This is a genomic window from Burkholderia sp. E168m22, from assembly GCF_001319805.1.
In the GTDB taxonomy this organism is placed as follows: Bacteria; Pseudomonadota; Gammaproteobacteria; order Burkholderiales; family Burkholderiaceae; genus Burkholderia; species Burkholderia orbicola.
The window spans coordinates 17403-36507 of record NZ_BBSK01000143.1; the positions used below are offsets into that span (position 1 = coordinate 17403).

16 protein-coding genes, 1 pseudogene and 2 riboswitches are annotated in these 19105 nt (G+C 65.6%); of the genes and pseudogenes, 15 read left to right on the plus strand and 2 right to left on the minus strand.

Annotated elements, in window-relative coordinates; genetic code table 11:
* Positions 1-9: 9 nt before the first annotated feature.
* The 6 genes from AP428_RS36375 (at position 10) to AP428_RS31665 (ending at position 4458) form a co-directional block, all read left to right on the plus strand.
* Positions 10-576, plus strand: a complete 567-nt coding sequence (locus AP428_RS36375; protein WP_082409482.1) for a nucleotidyltransferase family protein — start codon at positions 10-12, stop codon at positions 574-576.
* Positions 577-655: 79 nt separating this feature from the next.
* Positions 656-1183 carry a 2'-5' RNA ligase family protein gene (locus tag AP428_RS36380; protein WP_078041965.1) on the plus strand — a complete coding sequence of 176 codons (528 nt, stop codon included), beginning with the start codon at positions 656-658 and terminating at the stop codon, positions 1181-1183.
* 279 nt (positions 1184-1462) lie between these two features.
* On the plus strand, positions 1463-1894 hold the full coding sequence (locus tag AP428_RS36385; protein WP_011694945.1) for an NUDIX domain-containing protein: 432 nt from the start codon (positions 1463-1465) through the stop codon (positions 1892-1894).
* A gap of 141 nt (positions 1895-2035) precedes the next feature.
* A complete protein-coding gene (locus tag AP428_RS36390) occupies positions 2036-2521 on the plus strand; it encodes a GNAT family N-acetyltransferase (RefSeq protein ID WP_227745890.1) in 486 nt (161 codons plus the stop codon).
* A 266-nt stretch (positions 2522-2787) separates the two neighbouring features.
* Positions 2788-3363, plus strand: a complete 576-nt coding sequence (locus tag AP428_RS36395) for a GNAT family N-acetyltransferase (protein WP_011549118.1) — start codon at positions 2788-2790, stop codon at positions 3361-3363.
* A gap of 294 nt (positions 3364-3657) precedes the next feature.
* Positions 3658-4458, plus strand: coding sequence for a phosphodiesterase (locus tag AP428_RS31665; RefSeq protein WP_054928649.1), 801 nt, complete (start codon positions 3658-3660; stop codon positions 4456-4458).
* A gap of 147 nt (positions 4459-4605) precedes the next feature.
* On the opposite strand, the gene AP428_RS31670 is transcribed toward AP428_RS31665, so the two are convergent.
* Positions 4606-5628: an ABC transporter substrate-binding protein gene (locus AP428_RS31670; protein WP_011549116.1), complete on the minus strand. Its 1023-nt coding sequence runs from the start codon at positions 5626-5628 to the stop codon at positions 4606-4608.
* Positions 5629-5767: 139 nt separating this feature from the next.
* Positions 5768-5892, minus strand: a riboswitch (guanidine-I (ykkC/yxkD leader).
* Between the two features lie 432 nt (positions 5893-6324).
* Positions 6325-6456: riboswitch (guanidine-I (ykkC/yxkD leader) on the plus strand.
* Between the two features lie 57 nt (positions 6457-6513).
* Here AP428_RS31670 and AP428_RS31675 point away from each other — a divergent pair.
* From AP428_RS31675 to AP428_RS31710, 8 genes and pseudogenes are all read left to right on the plus strand, one after another.
* Positions 6514-7269 carry an urea amidolyase associated protein UAAP1 gene (locus AP428_RS31675; protein ID WP_011549114.1) on the plus strand — a complete coding sequence of 252 codons (756 nt, stop codon included), beginning with the start codon at positions 6514-6516 and terminating at the stop codon, positions 7267-7269.
* A gap of 11 nt (positions 7270-7280) precedes the next feature.
* Positions 7281-7937: an urea amidolyase associated protein UAAP2 gene (locus AP428_RS31680; protein WP_011549113.1), complete on the plus strand. Its 657-nt coding sequence runs from the start codon at positions 7281-7283 to the stop codon at positions 7935-7937.
* Positions 7938-8025: 88 nt separating this feature from the next.
* Positions 8026-11643 carry an urea carboxylase gene (uca, locus tag AP428_RS31685; protein ID WP_011549112.1) on the plus strand — a complete coding sequence of 1206 codons (3618 nt, stop codon included), beginning with the start codon at positions 8026-8028 and terminating at the stop codon, positions 11641-11643.
* Positions 11640-13511 carry an allophanate hydrolase gene (gene atzF, locus AP428_RS31690; protein ID WP_011694943.1) on the plus strand — a complete coding sequence of 624 codons (1872 nt, stop codon included), beginning with the start codon at positions 11640-11642 and terminating at the stop codon, positions 13509-13511. Before uca ends, atzF begins: the two co-directional genes overlap by 4 nt.
* A gap of 63 nt (positions 13512-13574) precedes the next feature.
* The gene (locus tag AP428_RS31695; RefSeq protein ID WP_011549111.1) at positions 13575-14549 is read left to right on the plus strand and encodes an ABC transporter permease; all 975 of its coding nucleotides are present in this window, start codon (positions 13575-13577) and stop codon (positions 14547-14549) included.
* 45 nt (positions 14550-14594) lie between these two features.
* Complete coding sequence (locus AP428_RS31700) at positions 14595-15506, plus strand: ABC transporter ATP-binding protein (protein WP_011694942.1); 912 nt, start codon at positions 14595-14597, stop codon at positions 15504-15506.
* A gap of 216 nt (positions 15507-15722) precedes the next feature.
* On the plus strand, positions 15723-16460 hold the full coding sequence (locus tag AP428_RS31705) for a transporter substrate-binding domain-containing protein (protein WP_011549109.1): 738 nt from the start codon (positions 15723-15725) through the stop codon (positions 16458-16460).
* Positions 16461-16520: 60 nt separating this feature from the next.
* Positions 16521-16862, plus strand: a pseudogene (locus AP428_RS31710) (LysR family transcriptional regulator); the annotation flags it as partial.
* Positions 16863-16996: 134 nt separating this feature from the next.
* On the opposite strand, the gene AP428_RS31715 reads toward AP428_RS31710, so the two are convergent.
* Positions 16997-17914: a LysR family transcriptional regulator gene (locus AP428_RS31715; protein ID WP_011549107.1), complete on the minus strand. Its 918-nt coding sequence runs from the start codon at positions 17912-17914 to the stop codon at positions 16997-16999.
* Between the two features lie 141 nt (positions 17915-18055).
* Between AP428_RS31715 and AP428_RS31720 the strand changes: the two genes are divergently transcribed.
* The gene (locus tag AP428_RS31720) at positions 18056-18820 is read left to right on the plus strand and encodes an SDR family NAD(P)-dependent oxidoreductase (protein ID WP_011549106.1); all 765 of its coding nucleotides are present in this window, start codon (positions 18056-18058) and stop codon (positions 18818-18820) included.
* Positions 18821-19105 lie beyond the last annotated feature (285 nt).

The following is a 19105-nucleotide window of genomic DNA, read 5'->3' on the forward strand; positions in this document are numbered from 1 at the left end:
AGACCCGCGATGAATCTCAACGAAAGATTAGTCGAAATAGCCCGCCAGTCGTCTTGGTGTATGTCTGCGCTGTCGGCCGCACGTGCAATGGGCCTGAAATCCTGGTGCATTGGCGCAGGGGCCATTCGTAATTTGGTCTGGGGCTCGCTTCACGGATATGTGACTCCGACACGCCCAGCCGACGTCGATTTGGCCTATTTCGACCCGTCCGATTTGTCGTCGATTCGCGATGCCGAAATCCAGCACAGCCTCACGGCGCAATGTCCCGAAATTCCGTGGGAGGTCACGAATCAGGCCGCTGTTCATCTCTGGTTCGAGAGCGCCTTTGGGCATCCGGTGCCCCCCTTCAGTTCACTGACCCAAGCCGTTGCGTCGTGGCCGGAGTACGCGACGACGGTAGGATTGACTTTGCTCGGTGACGGGACAATTGATGTCTGCGCACCATACGGACTCGACGACCTTTTTTCCATGGTGGTACGACGCAATCCTGCGCGTGTCAGCATTGATACCTATCTTCGGCGAATCCAGCAGAAAAGATACAAGGACCGCTGGCCCCGTGTGACCATCATCGTTTAGAAATGCCGCAGGCAGTCAAGGGGCGTGTTACCGACGGAAATCGACCATAGATGGTCAATCGACGCGAGAGGATTCCCGAATGCCCACAACAGCGTTCGTCGTTGATGTTCCCGCAGCCGAATCAACAGTAGCCGACCTTCGGAGCCGGTTTGATGCTACCTCTGATCTCGGCGTGCCGGCGCATATCACGGTTCTGTTTCCCTTCATGCCGCCTGACGAAATTACGCCCGATGTCCTTCGTCAGGCGCAAAGCGCGTTGAGTGTTGTGCAACCGTTCGAATTTATGTTGAGGAAGGTCGAGCGGTTTGCGGTCACCACTTATCTTGCTCCCGATCCGCCAGAACCGTTCGTCGCCTTGACGGCTGCGTTGGTCGAGCGCTTCCCCATGTTTCGTCCCTATGGTGGCGCACACGATGGCATCGTTCCGCATCTGACTGTCGCGCATGGCGATGCTGCGACAGCGCATTTGGCTGCCGTCGAGCTCGAGCATCGTCTGTCTGCGCGGGACGCGATTCGGACGTGCTGTAGCTCGGTCGCTCTGCTGGAAAACTCGTCGGGTCGCTGGAGGAAGATGCACCTGATTGATCTTCCAAATGTCTGCGTATAGTGACGATCGACCGCAGTCCGGTATGGACAGTTCCATGGCACTAGGCGTCTGGCCCACCTGAAACGAATGGCCGCTTTCTAGAAAACCGACCGTCCGCTCCGGGTCGTGTTACGCCTGTTGCATCGCGCGGCCGCCCAGCGATGTTCGTCGCGCTCATGCGTCGGGCGCGAGGCGGCCATTTTGAGACATTCGACAAAGTTGCTGGGATCCCAGACAATCGGACCGGCCCAATCTCATTGTGGGGGGAAGGTGTCACTGCAGATCGATAACGAAAGCTACATGAGTCGGCTGAGAAAGAAGGTTGGAAGCGATCTGATTTTGAGTCCGTCCGTTGCAGCTGTGATTCACGACCATGAAGGCAAATTGCTGCTTCAGGAGAAGTCGTCTGGAGAGGCGTGGAGTCTTCCCGCTGGTGGAGTTGAACTGGGCGAAAGCCCGCAAGAGGCCATCTTCCGCGAGGTCATGGAGGAAACCGGATATGTAATCCGCATTCACGGCATTCTCGGCGTGTTTGGCGGACGACTGTTTCGATACACGTATCCAAGTGGCGACCGCGTCGAATACGTAGTGACTTTGTTCCAATGCAAAATCATTGATGGCTCAGGGATACCAAGCGATCCTGAAACCACGTCAACTCGATATTTTGGAAGGCATGACATGCCGGAACTGGCGCTCCCGTATCCGAAGGACGACTTGTTTCTCCCTTTCTAAGATCACAGCGGATGCCGTTGCGGTTTCACGTGCTGCCAGATTCGGCCAGAAGCGGTCAGTCAGCGAGGCAGTATGAATTCGCGAAAGTTTTGATCCGAAGTATTGTTGCAGTGCGCTTCTCCATCGTCCTTACCTCCACCTATGTCACCTTCTGTTGACGAACTTCTCGCACTTGATGTACTGACGTTACGTGAGCACACTGAGCGAGCCGGCGACGCCTTCGACGTAGACGAGCATCGGGCGAAATTGTGCAAATCCTTGGAGATCAATGAGCTGTGCTACGTGCGACGGGACGGCAAACTCGTGGCTTATGCAATGCTTCGGCCGGAAGCAGGAGCGTGCTGGTTCGTTGGTGCGTTTGGTACTCATCCCTTGCATCGGACGTATACCGTAGTAAATGAACTGTTCGCGAAGATTGCGACGCTGGCGAGCGAACGACGGATCGGTGAGCTACGAAGCCATGTCTACAAGACCAACCGGTTGTCTATCGCGTTCCATCGCAAGCTTGGGTTTGTGGTGACTCGTGAAAACGAAAAGGGCTTCGAATTCTCCACCACACTGGATGAACTCGCCACGAAACCGGCGGTGCGGCGTGCTACCGCCAGGGCGACATCCCGTTCGGACTAGCGCTCAGGGCCACGCGTATTCACAGGCGCAACCACAAGCGAGTGCCCCGAGTACCCGAACAACTTCCGCGAAGCTTCGGGCATCAGGATGCGGACGTTGCCACCTTCATGAGGGGCCGCTTTCGGACCATGTGACTGTCTCGTGTGGGTCGGCGGTAGCCCATCGCGTCGAGTTGAATCCGCACCCAACACCGGACATTGGATCGGCGGGACTGAATCGGCGACAATCTATTGAAACCAAGTGAAACATCGACACAGGGGGCGCTGGTGTCCATCAATCGGGGCGAAACGGAAAGCACCTTCCCAACGCTGACAACTTCCCGGCTGTCATTGCGGGAGCTTTTGCCCAGCGACGCACCATCGCTGTTCGCGATGCACGGTGACGCTGAGGGTATGCGCTGGTTCGGTACCGATCCGATGACCGATATAGGCGAGGCTGACAAGTTGATTCAGGTATTTGCCGACTGGCGGCGCAGTGGCTCTGGCGTCCGTTGGGCTGTCGAGAGACTTTCGGACGGCCATTTACTTGGTACGTGCGGCCTCTTCCGATGGAATCGAAATTGGCGAAGCTGCGCCGTTGGCTATGAGCTAGCTACGTTTGCGCGTGGCAAGGGATACATGAACGAAGCGCTTTCTGCCGCGATCGATTACGGTTTCGACACGATGCAGATAAACCGTATCGAAGCCCAGGTCCACCCTCAGAACGCATCCTCTATACAAGTGCTGGAGACGCTGGGCTTTGTCCGTGAAGGGTATCAGCGTCAAGCCGGGTACTGGCGTGGTGCCTATCATGATCTCCTGCAGTTTTCGTTGTTACGTTCTGATTGCCTACGTCGTGGCTAACGAGCTGGTCAAAGCCCTCAGCTTCGCCGCATGAGCTGACCGTACCGGGTCGATCTGCGCCGGTCGCGCGTCACGGGGCGGCGGCCGGCCGCGTTCGGCCAGAAGCCGCCTTTCGTGCTTCGCCACCCGGCGTGTGCGTCTACTTGTCATCCCGAATCAGCCACGCTGACGCACGATTGAGCGCGCATGGCGCCCGACCGTTGTCACCGAAAGCTTCTGTCGATGGGCGAATTTTGTCCGGCCTAAAATCCTCTCGATCGATGTACGGGCGGGTCAAAACCGATGGAGCGCCGAGTGACGGTCATCGCACAACTTTCCGATATTCATGTCCGGCCTCACGGCGTCCTGTATCAAGACGCCGTGGATTCCAGCGTCATGTTTTCGGCGGCCGTCGATTCGCTGAACCGCATTCGACCTGAGCCAGACCTGGTCGTCATCTCCGGCGACCTGACGGACGAGGGCACCGAAGACGAGTATCGAAAACTTCGTGAACTGCTCGTGGAGTTGAGGCGACCGTTCGTGGTTCTGCCGGGCAATCACGACGACCGTGGCAATCTGCGAGCCGCGTTCCCGGATCACGCGTGGCTTCCGGACGAGGGCGCACTCTCGTTCGCGCTGGACGTGGGCGAACTACGCCTCGTGGCGTTGGACACCTCCGTTCCAGGGCTACATCACGGTGACCTGGACGCCGAAACCCTGGCGTGGCTCGACACTGAACTTGCCGAGCATCGCAATCGGACCGTGGTTATCGTCATGCACCATCCACCGTTCATGACCGGCATTCCTTATCTGGACATCTACGGATTGCGAAATGCCGAGGCCTTTGCCGCGGTTCTGGCGCGCCACGACAACGTAGATCGCATTCTTGCCGGGCACGTCCACCGGTCGATGCAGACACGTCTTGGACGCGTTCCGGTACTCACCTGCCCGAGCACGACCACTCAGATTGCGCTGCGCGTTGAAGCGGACGCGCAGCCCGCTTCCTTTCTCGAACCCCCTGCATACATGCTGCATCGCTGGGCAGGTCGAGGTCAGCCAGCGGTTTCCCACTTGTGTTACGTGGGGCACTTCGAGGGCCCGTTCCCTTTCGCGTAAGCGCCCCGTCAACACATGGCGGTCGATGACGTACGAGGCATCGGCACGGCATGGACGGGCAATGACCGCTTGCGACCTCGGAGCACGTGAGCTCATCAGAGTCGCCCACCGGCGCAGCGCATTGCCGCGCCGGCAGGCTTTCCGCCCTCAATGCGCATCGACGAGCCGCGGATCGATATACGCGTCGACGTCCTGCGACTGCTTGTACACGGCGTTACGCACGTTGAACGCATTCGCGTTGCGCGTCGAGCCGTAGATCGAATCGAGCCCGTCGCCCTTGCGGAACGCACGCTTCGCGGCCGCCTCGTCGAGCAGATGCGTGCCCTTCAGCAGCGGAAGATATTGCGCCGGCGCGAGCCCGACACGCGCCGACATGATCTTGACCGCATCGGCCTGCGTCTTCGGATCGTTGATGTACGCGACGCAGCGATACCAGACCTTGATCACCTTCGCCCAGTCGGCGCGACGCGCGGCGAGACTCGCCGGCGCGACAGTGATCGCATCGTAGATCAGCCCCGGCGCATCCGCCGACGTGAAGATCGCCCGTGCGCCCGGCGCGCGCTTCAACGCCTCGCCGGCGTTCGGCTGCCATGCGGCCACCGCGGCGATGTCGGCCGACGAACCGAGTACCTGCGGCAGCTCGTTGGTTTTCGCATTCACGAGCGTGACGTCGCCGTCCTTGAGTCCGTGCTTCTGCAGCGCGGTTTCGAGCAGCAGATGGTCGACCAGGCCGAGCTCGACGCCGATTTTCTTGCCCTTCAGCGCCTCGACGGTGCGCAGCGGCGGCTTCGCGACGATCATGTCGTTGCCGGCCGAGTAGTCGGTCAGCAGGATCATCACGTTCTTCGCGCCGGACGCGCCCGTTACCAGCGCATCGCCGTTGGTCGCCGCGACCGCATCGAGCTTGCCCGCGGAAAACGCGTCGAGCGACGCCGAATAATCGAACCATTCGAAATCGACGTCGACGCCGGCCTCCTTGAACCAGCCCTTGTCGAGCGCGACCTGGAACGCGACCCAGCCGGGCCAGTCGCTGTAGCCGATCTTCAGCGGTGCGGCAGCGTGCACGGCAGGCGCCGCCCATAGCGTGGCGGCCGCGACGGCGGCGCCCAATGCATGACGGATGAAACGGAAGGACGGCAGGTGGCGAAGCGCCGGGGCGGGACGGGTCATCGTTGTTCTCCAGGAGACCGGGATCGGGATCGTCGATACGGACCGTGCGCGAGCACATGGTCCGGCTGCGTGACCGGTTCCTGCGGATGCGGAACGGACGAGCGGCCACGGAGAGGCGCGACGGCCGTTGCCATCGCCAATCTCCCGGGCTTTTGTCCCGCCGTGTAGCACGCGTGCATCCGGTCTTGCGACCGGACGAACTCGCGCCGGGCTGCTCTTGGACCAGACGTTCGATGATGAACCGGAACCCTAGCACCCCTAAGATGCGACGCCGCCGCACCTCTCGGCGTCATGCCGAGCGAGAAGCGTGCCAACGGCGCGCGGCAAGGCGATTCAACGGCGGCGGGTGGCGCGCTGAAGTTCGATGAAGCGGGCGGCGAACAGCGCGTGCAGTACGCGCCGGAGCAGGTCGAGCTTGTTCATGAAGGATCGGATATGAGGTGACGGTGCATGGGTTCAGCAATGCCCATGCCATCACGCATCGGCCGGTGGGCGAGCACGCGACGCGCACTGCACCGGTGCGCGCTTGCGTGCGCATGGTGCGCCGCGCGCCCGCCGCGAGGGCAAGCGAATGCGTCGGTCATTCGGATGTCGCGCGGCATCGCGCCGCCGGGCCGCGTCGTGCGGTCATCGAGCGGCGGCTGGCACGCAACTCGCTTATTCGATGCCCGAGAGGTGCGAAGCAATTTGCATCATCTTCAGGATCGCTAGGGTTCCGGTCGTGCGGCGTGTGCCGCGCGATGCCTGGTCCGAGAGCAATCCGGTCTTGCCTTCGCCTCGACGAGAGGAAACGGCGAGGCTCCACGGAGGGATAAAAGCCCGGGAGGTCGCGATGTCGTTCGGTCGCCCTCTCACGCCTTTTGTCCAACCGATCCCGGAGCCGCCATGTCGCCGAGCCCCCAAGCCATTCTTGCCCCGCCGCCGCACGTCGCGTGGGAAACGCTGATTCCCGCCGGAACCCACTGGTCCGGCATCCTGCGCCGCGGCCTCGCGCTGCGCATCGTCGACGTCGACGGCGGCGCGAACCTGTCCGCTGTCTTTCATCGCCAGGAAGACCTGCTCGAACGCTACAACATGGCCGACACGCTGAAGGCGCAGCACACCGCGCATCTGACGCGCGGCCATGCGCTGTATACGGACATGGGCCGCGTGATCGCGTCGATCACGGCCGACACGCTCGGCTGGCACGACCCGCTCGGCGGCGTCGGCGATGCGCGGCTGTTCGCGCACAAGTACGGCACGTCGTCGTACCAGGCCGATCGCAACGCAATGATCCGCAACGGCCGCGACAGCCTCGTGCTCGAACTCGCCAAATACGGACTGTCGGCGCGCGACCTCGCCGCGAACGTCAACTTCTTCAGCAAGCTGGATGCACGCGACGACGGCGCGCTCGAGTTCGTCGCCGGACATTCGCCGGCCGGCAGCGCGTTCGACCTGCGCTTCGAGATGAACACGCTCGCGGCGTTCTCGACCGCGCCGCATCCGCTCGATCCGCGCCCGGACTATGCGCCGAAAGCCGTGAAGCTGATCGCGTACCGCGCGTATCCGGCCGACGGCGCGGCGCCCGACGACGACCCGTGCCGGCGCGCATGCGCGGAGAACATGCGCGGCTTCGCCAACACCGACCGTCTGTTCGCATGAGGAGCGAGACCATGCCGATCATCGAAAGCCGTCTCGACCCGCGCGACGCGATCCACGACGTCACGCTGAGCGCGGGCGACCCGTGGCTGCACGACCTGAAGCGCGGGCAGACCTTCCGCATTCTCGACCTCGAAGGCAACCAGGCCGTCGACACGCTGTTCTACCGCACCGACGATCCCGAAGAGCGCTACAGCGCGCAGGACACGATCCGCTCGCAGCGCAACCTGTACCTGAGCGCCGGCAGCGTGCTCATGTCGAGCCGCGGCAACCCGATGGCGACGATCGTCGCCGATACGTGCGGCCGTCACGACACGCTCGGCGGCGCGTGCGCGGCCGAGAGCAACACGGTGCGCTATGCGCTCGACAAGCGCTACATGCACAACTGCCGCGACAGCTTCCTCAACGCGATCTCGCACTGCACGTGCGGCGCCGGCGCGCGGCTTACCAAGCGCGACCTGGTCGGCAACGTCAACTTCTTCATGAACGTGCCCGTCACGCCGCTCGGCGGGCTCACGTTCGAGGACGGCATCTCGGCGCCCGGCAAGTACGTCGAGATGCGTGCGGAGATGGACGTCACGGTGCTGATCTCGAACTGCCCGCAACTCAACAATCCGTGCAACGGCTACAACCCGACGCCCGTGCGCCTCATGATCTGGGAGGCGGAATGAACGGCCTCCACGCTCGCTTGCTTTGCATGGGGCCGGAGTACGCGCTGAAGCGCTACTCCGGGCCGACACGTTCGCTGCGGGAGGCAACATGAGATTCGCCAAAGTCCTCGTCGCGAACCGCGGCGAAATTGCGTGCCGCGTGATCCGCACGCTGAAGCGCCTCGGCATCGCGTCGGTCGCGATCTATTCGGATGCCGACCGCGACGCGCGCCACGTAGCGCTCGCCGATGAAGCCGTGCGGGTCGGGCCCGCCCCGGCGGCCGACAGCTATCTGAACGTCGCGGCGATCCTCGCCGCCGCGCGCGAAACCGGCGCGCAGGCCGTGCATCCCGGCTACGGTTTCCTGTCCGAGCACGCTGGCTTCGCCGACGCGTGCGAAGCGGCGGGCCTGCGCTTCATCGGGCCGCGCGGCGATCACATGCGCGCGTTCGGCCTCAAGCACACCGCGCGCGAACTCGCGGCCGCGCACGGCGTCGCGCTGCTGCCCGGCACCGGGCTGCTCGACGACGTCGCGACGGCGCTCGCCGAAGCCGACGCGATCGGCTATCCGGTGATGCTGAAAAGCACCGCGGGCGGCGGCGGCATCGGCATGTCGCTGTGCCGCGATGCGGCGCAGCTCGGCGCAGCGTTCGAATCCGTCGTGCGGCTCGGCGCCGCGAACTTCGCGCATGCGGGTGTCTATCTCGAGAAGTTCGTCGAACACGCGCGGCACATCGAAGTGCAGATCTTCGGCGACGGCCGCGGCGGCGCGATCGCGCTCGGCGAACGCGATTGCTCGGTGCAGCGGCGTAACCAGAAGGTGATCGAGGAAACGCCCGCGCCCGACCTGAGCGCCGCCGAGCGCGACGCGCTGCACGCGAGCGCGGTGCGGCTCGCGCGCGCGGTGGGCTACGCGTCGGCCGGCACGGTCGAATTCGTGTTCGACGCGAGCACGCGGCAATTCTATTTCCTCGAGGTGAACACGCGGCTGCAGGTCGAGCATTGCGTGACCGAGGCCGTGACGGGCGTCGATCTCGTGGAATGGATGATCCTGCAGGCCGAAGGCGACCTGCCGCCGCTCGACACGCTCGCCGTCGTACCGCGCGGCGCGAGCATCCAGGTGCGGCTCTATGCGGAGGACCCGAACAAGCAGTTCCAGCCGAGCGCCGGGCTGCTCACGCACGTTGCGTTTCCCGACGACGTGCGGGTCGACGGCTGGATCGAGGCAGGCACGGAGATCAGCGCGCATTACGATCCGCTGCTCGCGAAGCTGATCGTGCGCGGCGACACGCGGCGCGACGCGCTGGCCGCGCTGCGGGCCGCGCTCGACCAGACCGAGCTGTACGGGATCGAGACCAACCTCGACTACCTGCGTGCCGTCGTCGGCTCCGACACGTTCGCGCGCGGCGCGCCGACCACTGCCTTCCTGTCGCGCTTCGCGTTCGCGCCGCACACGATCGACGTGCTCGACGGCGGCGTGCAGACCACCGTGCAGCAGGCGCCCGGGCGCGTCGGCTACTGGAGCGTCGGCGTGCCGCCGTCGGGGCCGATGGACGATCGCGCATTCGATCTCGCGAACGCGCTGCTCGGCAACGCGCGCGACGCGGCCGGGCTGGAATTCACGATGGTCGGCGCGACGCTGCGCTTCAATACCGCGACGCTGTTCGTGCTCGGCGGCGCGCCGCTCGCGGCCACGCTCGACGGTGAAGCGGTGCCGTTCTGGCAGGTCGTGCGAGCCCGACCGGGCGCAGTATTGAAACTGGGCGGCGTGACCGGCGCGGGCGTGCGCGCGTGTCTCGCCGTCAAGGGTGGGCTGCAGGTGCCCGACTATCTCGGCAGCAAGGCGACCTTCACGCTCGGCCAGTTCGGCGGCCATGCCGGCCGCGCGCTGCGCAAGGGCGACGTGCTGCATCTGCACGCGGACGCCGGGCGCGGCGACGCCGGTGCGATGCTGGCCGCGGCCGAGATTCCCGCGCTGACGCATGCATGGACGCTCGGCGTGCTCGACGGTCCGCATGGCGCACCGGATTTCTTCACGCCGGACGACATCGCGATGCTCTACGGCACACAGTGGACCGTCCATTACAACTCCAGCCGCACCGGCGTGCGGCTGATCGGCCCGAAGCCGCAATGGGCGCGTGCGGACGGTGGCGAGGCGGGCCTGCATCCATCGAACATCCACGACAACGCGTATGCGATCGGCGCCGTCGATTTCACCGGCGACATGCCGGTGATTCTCGGCCCGGACGGGCCGAGCCTCGGCGGCTTCGTGTGCCCGGTGACGGTCGTGCGCGACGAGTTGTGGAAGCTCGGGCAGTTGCGGCCGGGCGATACCGTGCAGTTCGTGCGCGCGGGCGTGTCGGCCGGGGTATCGACTGCTGCGGTCGTGGATGCGACGCGTGACGTTGCCGCTGCCGCATCCGGCGCATCCGCCTCCTTCGACGATTGCGTGCTGCATCGCGACCCGTCGGCCGGCGGCGGCATCGGCGTCGTCTACCGGCGCTCGGGCGACCGCAACGTGCTGGTCGAATACGGGCCGCTCGTGCTTGACCTGAACCTGCGCTTTCGCGTGCACGCCCTGATGGGCTGGCTCGACGCGCACCGGTTGCCCGGCATGCTCGACCTGACGCCTGGCATCCGCTCGCTCCAGGTGCAGTTCGACGCGCGGACGCTGCCGCTCGACGCGCTGCTCGCGCATCTGCAGGCCGCCGAGCGCGAACTGGCCGACGTGGCGGACCTGCGTGTGCCGAACCGCATCGTGCATCTGCCGCTGTCGTGGGACGACCCGTCGACGCGCGTCGCGATCGAGCGCTACATGCAGTCGGTGCGGCCCGATGCGCCGTGGTGCCCGAGCAATATCGAGTTCATCCGGCGCATCAACGGCCTGGCGAGCATCGACGACGTGAAGCGCATCGTGTTCGACGCGCGCTATCTGGTGATGGGCCTCGGCGACGTCTACCTCGGCGCGCCCGTCGCGACGCCGCTCGATCCGCGGCACCGGCTCGTGACGACGAAATACAACCCCGCGCGCACCTGGACGCCGGAGAACGCGGTCGGCATCGGCGGCGCGTACCTGTGCGTGTACGGGATGGAAGGGCCGGGCGGCTATCAGTTCGTCGGCCGTACCGTGCAGATGTGGAACCGCCACCGCACCACGCGTGAATTCGAGGCCGGCAAGCCGTGGCTGCTGCGCTTCTTCGACGAGATCCGCTTCTATGAAGTCAGCGAGGCCGAACTGACTGCGTTGCGTGCGGATTTCATCGCGGGTCGCGCGACGCTGAAGATCGAGGAATCGGTGTTCGATCTGCGCGCCTACAACCGCTTCCTGCACGACGAGGCGGAGTCGATCGCCGCGTTCAAGGCGACGCAGCAGGCCGCGTTCGACGCGGAGCGCGAGCGCTGGCGCGCGGCGGGCCACGCGGAATACGTCGGCGACGCGGAGCCGGGCGACGCGCAAGCGGACCGGGTAGCGGGCGCGCTCGACGACACGCAGCGGGCGATTGCCGCCGACGTGTCGGGCAGCGTATGGAAGGTGCTGGTGGACGCCGGCGAGCGCGTGACCGAAGGGCAGGTCGTCGCGATCGTCGAATCGATGAAGATGGAGGTGGCGGTGACGGCAACGGAAGACGGCACGATCGAGACGATCGATTGCGCGCCAGGCGCGGCGGTGGTGGCCGGCCAGCGGCTGATGGTGATGAAGGCGGGCGCCGCCGAGGAGGTCGCATGAGCACGACGGACCGCCCGGTTCTGCCCGGGCTGCGCTCGATTGCCGCGCTGCGTGCCCGCTATGCGGCGGGCGACCTGACGCCGCATGCGCTCGTCGACGCGATCGCCGCGCATTTCGACGCGGGCGACCCGCACCATGCGTGGATCAGGCCGCTGACGCGCGACGAGATGATGTCGTATGCCGACGCGCTGGCCGGACGCGACATCGCGTCGTTGCCGCTGTACGGCGTGCCGTTCGCGATCAAGGACAACATCGACCTCGCCGGCATCCCGACGACGGCAGGCTGCCCCGCCTACGCATACACGCCGGCACGCAGCGCGCCGGTGATCGAGCGGTTGATCGCGGCCGGCGCGATTCCCGTCGGCAAGACCAATCTCGACCAGTTCGCGACCGGGCTCTCGGGGCAGCGCTCGCCTTACGGTGCGTGCCGCAATGCGCTCGACTCGCGCTATGCGTCGGGTGGCTCGAGTTCCGGGTCGGCGGTGGCCGTCGCGCTCGGCGTCGCGACGTTCTCGCTCGGCACCGATACGGCCGGCTCCGGGCGCGTGCCGGCCGCATTCCACGGGCTCGTCGGGCTCAAGCCGACACGCGGCGTGCTCAGCACGCTCGGCGTGGTGCCGGCCTGCCGGTCGCTCGATTGCGTGTCGGTGTTCGCGCGTTCGGCGGACGACGCGCGCACCGTGTTCGCCGCCGCGCACGGCGTGATGGACGGCGATCCGTACGGGCGGGCCTGGCAGCCGCTGTTGGGTGCGGACGGATTGCGTGTGCAGCCGGCACGCCCGCTCGCGCAATTGCGCTTCGGCACGCCGCGTGCCGATCAGCTCGAATTCTTCGGCGACGCATCGTATCGCGCGGCCTGGGGCGCGGCGCTCGAACGGCTGCGCGCGACCGGCGCGCAGGTCGTCGAGATCGACTTCGAACCGTTCCTGGCCGCCGCGCGGCTGCTGTACGACGGCCCGTGGGTCGCCGAGCGGCTGGCCGCGATCGGCGCATTCGCCGCGCGCGAGCCCGATGCGCTGCATCCGGTGATCCGCGAAATCGTCGGGGGGGCGTCGCGCTTCAGCGCCGCCGACGCGTTCGCCGCCTTCGACCGGCTGGCGGCGCTGCGCGTCGACGCGGCCCGCGCGTGGGACGGCCTCGACGCGATCGTGATGCCGACCTCGGCGACGACCGCGACCGTCGATGCGCTCGAAGCCGATCCGATCGCGATCAATTCGCGCTTCGGCTACTACACGAACTTCGTGAACCTGCTCGACCTGTCAGCGATCGCGGTGCCGGCGGGCACGTGCTCGACCGGGCCGCATGCGGGCTTGCCGTTCGGGATCACGTTCGTCGGGCGTGCGCACGACGATGCGCGGCTGCTGGATCTCGCACAGGCGTGGGGCGATGGCGCCGCCGCCGTCGACGACGTTCGGCCGCCCGCGGCCGCGATGTCGGCGCGTGCCGCCGCCGCGGGGGTCGTGCGCGTGGCCGTCGTCGGCGCGCATCTGCGCGGCGAACCGTTGAACGGGCAGCTCACGCAGCGCGGCGCGCGATTCGTCACCGCGACCACCACCGCGCCGGCCTATCGCCTCTACGCGCTGTCCGCGGAAGCAAGCGGCGGTGTCGCCAAACCGGGGCTCGTGCGTGTGCCGAACGATGGCGCGCCGATCGCGGTCGAGGTCTGGGAGATGCCGGTCGACGCGTACGGCAGCTTCGTCGCCGGTATCGCGGCGCCGCTCGGCATCGGCACGCTGACCCTCGCCGACGGTGCGCGCGTGCAGGGCTTCCTGTGCGAAAGCGTGGCGCTCGACGATGCGCAGGACATCACGCGCTTCGGCGGCTGGCGCGCTTACCGCGCGCAGGCCGCCAGCGGCGCATTGCAATGAACGCACGGTCGCGCGATGCCGCGGCATCGCGCGACCGGCACCTGAAACGATACGGAGATTCCGATGACAACGACCCGCAACACGACCGGCTGGCTCGCCGTGCGCCGCGAGCTGACGACGCGCGGCAAATGGACGCTCGCGCTGGCGTCCTTCCTGCTGCCGTTCGCCGTCTGGTGCCTGATCAGTTATGTGCCGTTCGTCTGGCATCCGCAGATGCGCATCACGAACCCGGGCAGCGTCGACTATTTCCAGACCGGGATGCAGATCGACCGCGACGTGTTCGACGACGAGCTCGCGCATGCGCGTGCGACGCACGCGGCGGTGCCCGAGGGCGAGCGCGCGAATCCGGTCTACCTGCCGGCGCCGCACCAGGTCTTGCGCGCGTTCTACACGGCGTTCACGACACCGCCCGCGTCGCGCGATGGCGTGTGGCTGCACGAAAGCCTGTGGCACAGCATCCGCATCATCTTCTGGGGCTTCGTGATTTCGTCCGCGATCGGCGTGCCGCTCGGCATCGTCTGCGGCACCTTCAGTGCGCTCGCGCGGCTGCAGGAGCCGTTCCTGGAGTTCTTCCGCTACCTGCCGGCGCCGGCGTTCGGCGCGCTGATGGTCGCGATTCTCGGCATCTATGACGCGCCGAAGATCGCGATCATCGTGATCGGTACGCTGTTCCAGCAGGTGCTGATCATCGCGAACACCACGCGCAAGCTCGAATACGGGCTGTTCGAGGCCGCGATGACGCTCGGCACGAAGAAGCTGAAGCTGCTCACGCACGTCGTGATTCCGGGCGTGCTGCCGGACCTGTATCGCGATCAGCGCATCCTGCTCGGCTGGGCGTGGACTTACCTGATCGTCGCCGAGCTGGTCGGCACGAGCTCGGGCATCACGTGGTACATCAGCCAGCAGGCGCGCTATCAGCATTTCGACAACGTATATGCGGCGATCCTGATGATCGGGATCATCGGCCTCGGCACCGACATCGTGCTCGGGCTGCTCGGCCGCCGGCTCTTTCCGTGGGACCGCACGCTGAAAGCGTGAGCGCCGCCCGCACGTCCCCATCGACCGATTTCCGCAGAGGGCATCATGCAGAACCCGCAAGCCGTTCCCGATTACCTGATTCAATCCGACGCGGTGCGCGAGCGCTTCGCGCGGCTGAAGGCCCGCGACGTGATACTCGACGTGCGACACGTCGGCAAGCGTTTCACGACGCCGCAGGGCGAGTGCGTCGCGCTCGACGACATCAGTTTCCGCACGCACCGGCGCGAGTTCGTGTGCGTGATCGGCCCGTCCGGCTGCGGCAAGTCGACGTTGATCCGGATTCTCGCCGGGCTCGACGCGCAGACGAGCGGCGACGTGCTGCTGGACGGCAAGCCGGTCGACGGGCCGGGCGCCGATCGCGGAATGGTGTTCCAGGGCTATACGCTGTTTCCGTGGCTCACGGTGAAGAAGAACGTGATGTTCGGCCTGCGCATGAACGGCAGCAGCAGCGGCGTGGCCGAGCGTGAGGCGCTGCAGTGGCTCGATCTCGTCGGGCTGACGCGTTTCGCCGACGTGTATCCGCACCAGCTGTCGGGCGGCATGAAGCAGCGCGTGGCGATTGCCCGCGCGCTCGCGAACCGTCCGCGCATCCTGCTGATGGACGAACCGTTCGGCGCGCTGGACGCCCAGACGCGGGCCAGGATGCAGACGCATCTGCTCGACATCTGGCGCAACATCGACGTGACGATCCTGTTCATCACGCACGACCTCGACGAGGCGATCTTTCTGGCCGACCGGATTCTGGTGCTGAAGGCGAACCCGGGCGGGGTGCAGGAGCTGATCGAGGTGCCGGTGCCGCGGCCGCGCGATTATTCGCAGGTCAATACGCCGGAGTTCGTCGCGACGAAGGCGCGTCTCGAAGCGCTGATTCACCCGAAGGAGGCCGCGACTGCCGAGGACGACGGCATCAAGCCGCACATGATCCGGATGACGGACGTGGCTGATAACGTCGAATAGCGTCGAATAGCGTGGAGCCGATTCATTCCGTCACGCCGCGATCCATGTCGTACCGGACCCTGCTGCTCGAGTTGACGACTTCACTGACAGCCGCACCAAAATAATGTCGTCAACTTGATTACACCCGGATTAATTTTGTCCATTCGTAGTGGACCTCGACTTCCCACGGTAAGCTGATGCATTCCTGATCGATTCTTCGGCTTGCGAGAGAAAGCGATGAAGGTAACCATTGCGTACATCGAGGAACCTCCGTTTGGATGGACCGAAGCGGATGGCACCGCGAGAGGTGCCGATCTCGAGCTCGCGGCGACGATCCTCCGGCAGATAGGCGTCACCCGCGTCGAGTATTGCCCGACGACGTTCAGCGAATTGCTGCCCGGCGTCGCATCGGGGCACTGGGACATGAACGTGCCGCTCTTCGTGACACCGCAGCGGGCCCATACCGTTGCGTTCAGCGTGCCGGTGTGGGGAATCGAGGACGGTTTCCTGGTGCGGCCCGGCAACCCGAAGGCGCTCAGGCGTTATGCGTCGATCGCCGAACGTCCCGATGCGCGCCTCGGCATCATCGCCGGACAGGTACAGCATGATTCCGCGATGGCGGCAGGCGTGAGCCGGCGGCAAATCGTCGTCTTCGAACAGCAAGCCGACGCGATCGCGGCCGTGCTCTCCGGCGTGATCGACGCCTATGCGAGCACCGCTTTGGGGAATCGCATCGTGGCGGGCCGCATAGGCAGCGCGATGATCGAGGCCGTCGCGCACGAGCCGGATGGCGACGGCAGCCAGCGGACGCCTCCGCTGGGCGCGTTTTCATTCAACCGGGAAAACCGGGATCTCCTGACGGCGTTCAATCGGCAACTGCGCGCGTATGTCGGCTCGCCGGACCATCGCGCGCGCATGGCGAGATTCGGGCTGACCGATCGCGAGATCGATCCAGCCGTCTCGCCGACAGGATAGGTCGCCGCCCGGCTGGGAACGGCAACCGTCCATTCGACTCGCAAATGGTGACCGTATGTGGGCCGGCACATCCAGCTCGTCGTCACCGACAATCAGCCCGATGCGGAAAAGACCCAGCAAGGGGTCGCCAGTGAGCGCCAGTGGTGGGTGGACGATCTCGGCGCGAAGCACGACCTGCTCAGGGGGAGCCTGTGCTGGGGGCGCATGCCGCGCCATATGGTCGACGCGGACCTCGCGAAGGGCACGCTCGTCGAGCTCCAGCGGCGCGCGTGGCACATGCGGCCCCTCACGTTCATGGTCTCGCAGCGGCGCGGATACGCGTTTTCCGGATGCGAGACGCGGCTGGTCGAACTCCTTGGCCAGTGTCCTTCGCACAGGGTGCGAAGAGGGAAGTCGACGTAACGTGCGGCCGCGTTCGGGAGTGGCGGCGATCGTTTATCGGGCGGTCGCGGTCTGATGGAGAGAGGCAAGGGCATCCGGGGGGGCAGCGTCGTCATAGGGCACGAGAGTGCTTGATTCGACCGCTCACCGAAACATCATTTTGGCCATCGCCAGACGGGATTGCCCAGATGTTCGGCGAAGTAGTCGGACAACGCCGTCACCTTCGCGGGTCGCGCCCGCGCCGACGGCGTAACGAAATAAAGCCCGCCCGTCGTCAGCGACCAGTCGGGGAGAATGGCTTCGAGACGGCCATCAGCCAGATATTCGCCCGCGATGAACTCCGGCAGTTCGGCGATCGCAAGCCCATCGAGCAGCGTCGGCAACAGCGCATCGGCGTTGGTGACGCGTAGCGGGCCCGTCGGCATCACCGACTCCTCATCGCCTGCGTCGTTCGTGAAGCGCCATACGGCACTCCGCGCGCGATACGCGTACGGGAGGCAAGGGCGATCCGCCAATTCGAGCGGATGCGTGGGGCGCCCTTCGCGCCTCAGATATTCCGGCGCCGCCACCACGAATTGCGTGACCGCACACAGCCGACGCGCGACCAGCGACGAATCCGGCAGCGCGGCGATACGCAGCGCCGCGTCGAACCCATCGGCAATCAGATCGACCGACGCATCCGATAAATGCAGGTCGATCGACACCTCCGGATACGCGCGAAAAAAGCCCGGCAGTAGCGGCGCGACCCAGCGCAGCCCGAACGACATCGGCACGGCCAGACGCACCAGCCCGCGCGGCTGCACCGACATCTCGCGCGCCGAGCTTTCCGCTTCCTCGGCCTGACGGTAGATCTCGCCGGCCTTCTCGCTGATCGTCCGGCCGAACTCGGTCAGCGAGAGCTGCCGCGACGTGCGATTGAACAGCCGCGCGCCGAGCCGGTCCTCCAGACGTGCCACCCCGCGGGAGACGGTGGCGACCGACACGCCGGTCGAGCGCGCCGCAGCGGCAAACGACCCGTGCTCGGCCACCTTCGCGAACATCGCCAACCCTTCGAAATCAGGCAGGTGCGCCATTTCCCCTCATCTTTTCATTTATGCAACGTTGGATTTCGATTGATTCTATTTCGAAAAGATCGAGCCGTCGATATTCTCCTCACATCGCAGCACGTAACACCCAACCGAAACACCCACTGATCAAACGAAAGGAGCAATACCATGGCACGCAAGCTCGACAACAAGATCGCACTCGTCACCGGCGCCACCAGCGGCATCGGCCTGGCCACCGCCCAACGCTTCGCCGCTGAAGGGGCGCACGTCTATCTCACGGGCCGCCGTCAGGCCGAACTCGATGCCGCCGTGGCGGGTATCCGTGAAGCCGGCGGCACGGCCACCGGCGTGCGTTCCGATTCCACGAAGCTCGATGAGCTCGACGCGCTGTATGCGCAAATCAAGGAAGAACAGGGGCGCCTGGACGTGCTGTTCGTGAACGCCGGCGGCGGTTCGATGCTGCCGCTGGGCAGCATCACCGAAGCGCACTACGACGACACCTTCGACCGCAACGTGAAGGGCGTGCTGTTCACCGTGCAGAAGGCGCTGCCGCTGCTGGCCGATGGCGCATCGGTGATCCTGACCGGCTCGACGGCGGGTAGCGCGGGCACCGCTGCGTTCAGCGTGTATTCGGCTTCGAAGGCGGCGGTGCGTGCGTTTGCGCGTAGCTGGATTCTCGACCTCAAGGACCGACGCATCCGCGTGAACACGATCAGCCCGGGCGCGACCCGCACGCCCGGCCTGCTCGATCTCGCCGGCGACGATGCGGGTCAGCGGCAGGGGCTTGCCGATTATCTGGCGGCGCAGATTCCGATGGGGCGCCTCGGCGAGCCGGGCGAGATTGCGGGCGCGGCGCTGTTCCTGGCGTCGGACGACGCGAGCTTCGTGAACGGCATCGAATTGTTCGTCGATGGCGGCCAGCAGCAGATCTGAGCGGGGGTGATCGGCGCGACGGGGGACATGCGGTCGCGTCGATCGCCTTCAGTGCCGGCACGAGCGCGTCGGTGTGTGTCGTCGCGGTGCCGCCGACCGTGCTCGGCGGCGAAGCGGCGGGGGGATCGACTGGCGGTTGCCGGCCGGAAGCAGCCGGCAGTTCCATCTCCGAAACTGACGGCCAAACGACTGCTCCACTCGGAAATCCGACGGTAGGTCCCTTTCCGGACCTCGGCCTTGGCAATCAATGGCCGATAAAAAGCAATGGCCGGCTCTGCATTCAGA

Coding starts and splice junctions, on each gene's coding strand:
- AP428_RS36375 (WP_082409482.1), top strand. CDS start 10: ATGAATCTCAACGAAAGATTAGTCGAAATAGCCCGCCAGTCGTCTTGG.
- AP428_RS36380 (WP_078041965.1), top strand. CDS start 656: ATGCCCACAACAGCGTTCGTCGTTGATGTTCCCGCAGCCGAATCAACA.
- AP428_RS36385 (WP_011694945.1), top strand. CDS start 1,463: ATGAGTCGGCTGAGAAAGAAGGTTGGAAGCGATCTGATTTTGAGTCCG.
- AP428_RS36390 (WP_227745890.1), top strand. CDS start 2,036: ATGTCACCTTCTGTTGACGAACTTCTCGCACTTGATGTACTGACGTTA.
- AP428_RS31670 (WP_011549116.1), bottom strand. CDS start 5,628: ATGACCCGTCCCGCCCCGGCGCTTCGCCACCTGCCGTCCTTCCGTTTC.
- AP428_RS31675 (WP_011549114.1), top strand. CDS start 6,514: ATGTCGCCGAGCCCCCAAGCCATTCTTGCCCCGCCGCCGCACGTCGCG.
- AP428_RS31680 (WP_011549113.1), top strand. CDS start 7,281: ATGCCGATCATCGAAAGCCGTCTCGACCCGCGCGACGCGATCCACGAC.
- uca (WP_011549112.1), top strand. CDS start 8,026: ATGAGATTCGCCAAAGTCCTCGTCGCGAACCGCGGCGAAATTGCGTGC.
- atzF (WP_011694943.1), top strand. CDS start 11,640: ATGAGCACGACGGACCGCCCGGTTCTGCCCGGGCTGCGCTCGATTGCC.
- AP428_RS31695 (WP_011549111.1), top strand. CDS start 13,575: ATGACAACGACCCGCAACACGACCGGCTGGCTCGCCGTGCGCCGCGAG.
- AP428_RS31700 (WP_011694942.1), top strand. CDS start 14,595: ATGCAGAACCCGCAAGCCGTTCCCGATTACCTGATTCAATCCGACGCG.
- AP428_RS31705 (WP_011549109.1), top strand. CDS start 15,723: ATGAAGGTAACCATTGCGTACATCGAGGAACCTCCGTTTGGATGGACC.
- AP428_RS31715 (WP_011549107.1), bottom strand. CDS start 17,914: ATGGCGCACCTGCCTGATTTCGAAGGGTTGGCGATGTTCGCGAAGGTG.
- AP428_RS31720 (WP_011549106.1), top strand. CDS start 18,056: ATGGCACGCAAGCTCGACAACAAGATCGCACTCGTCACCGGCGCCACC.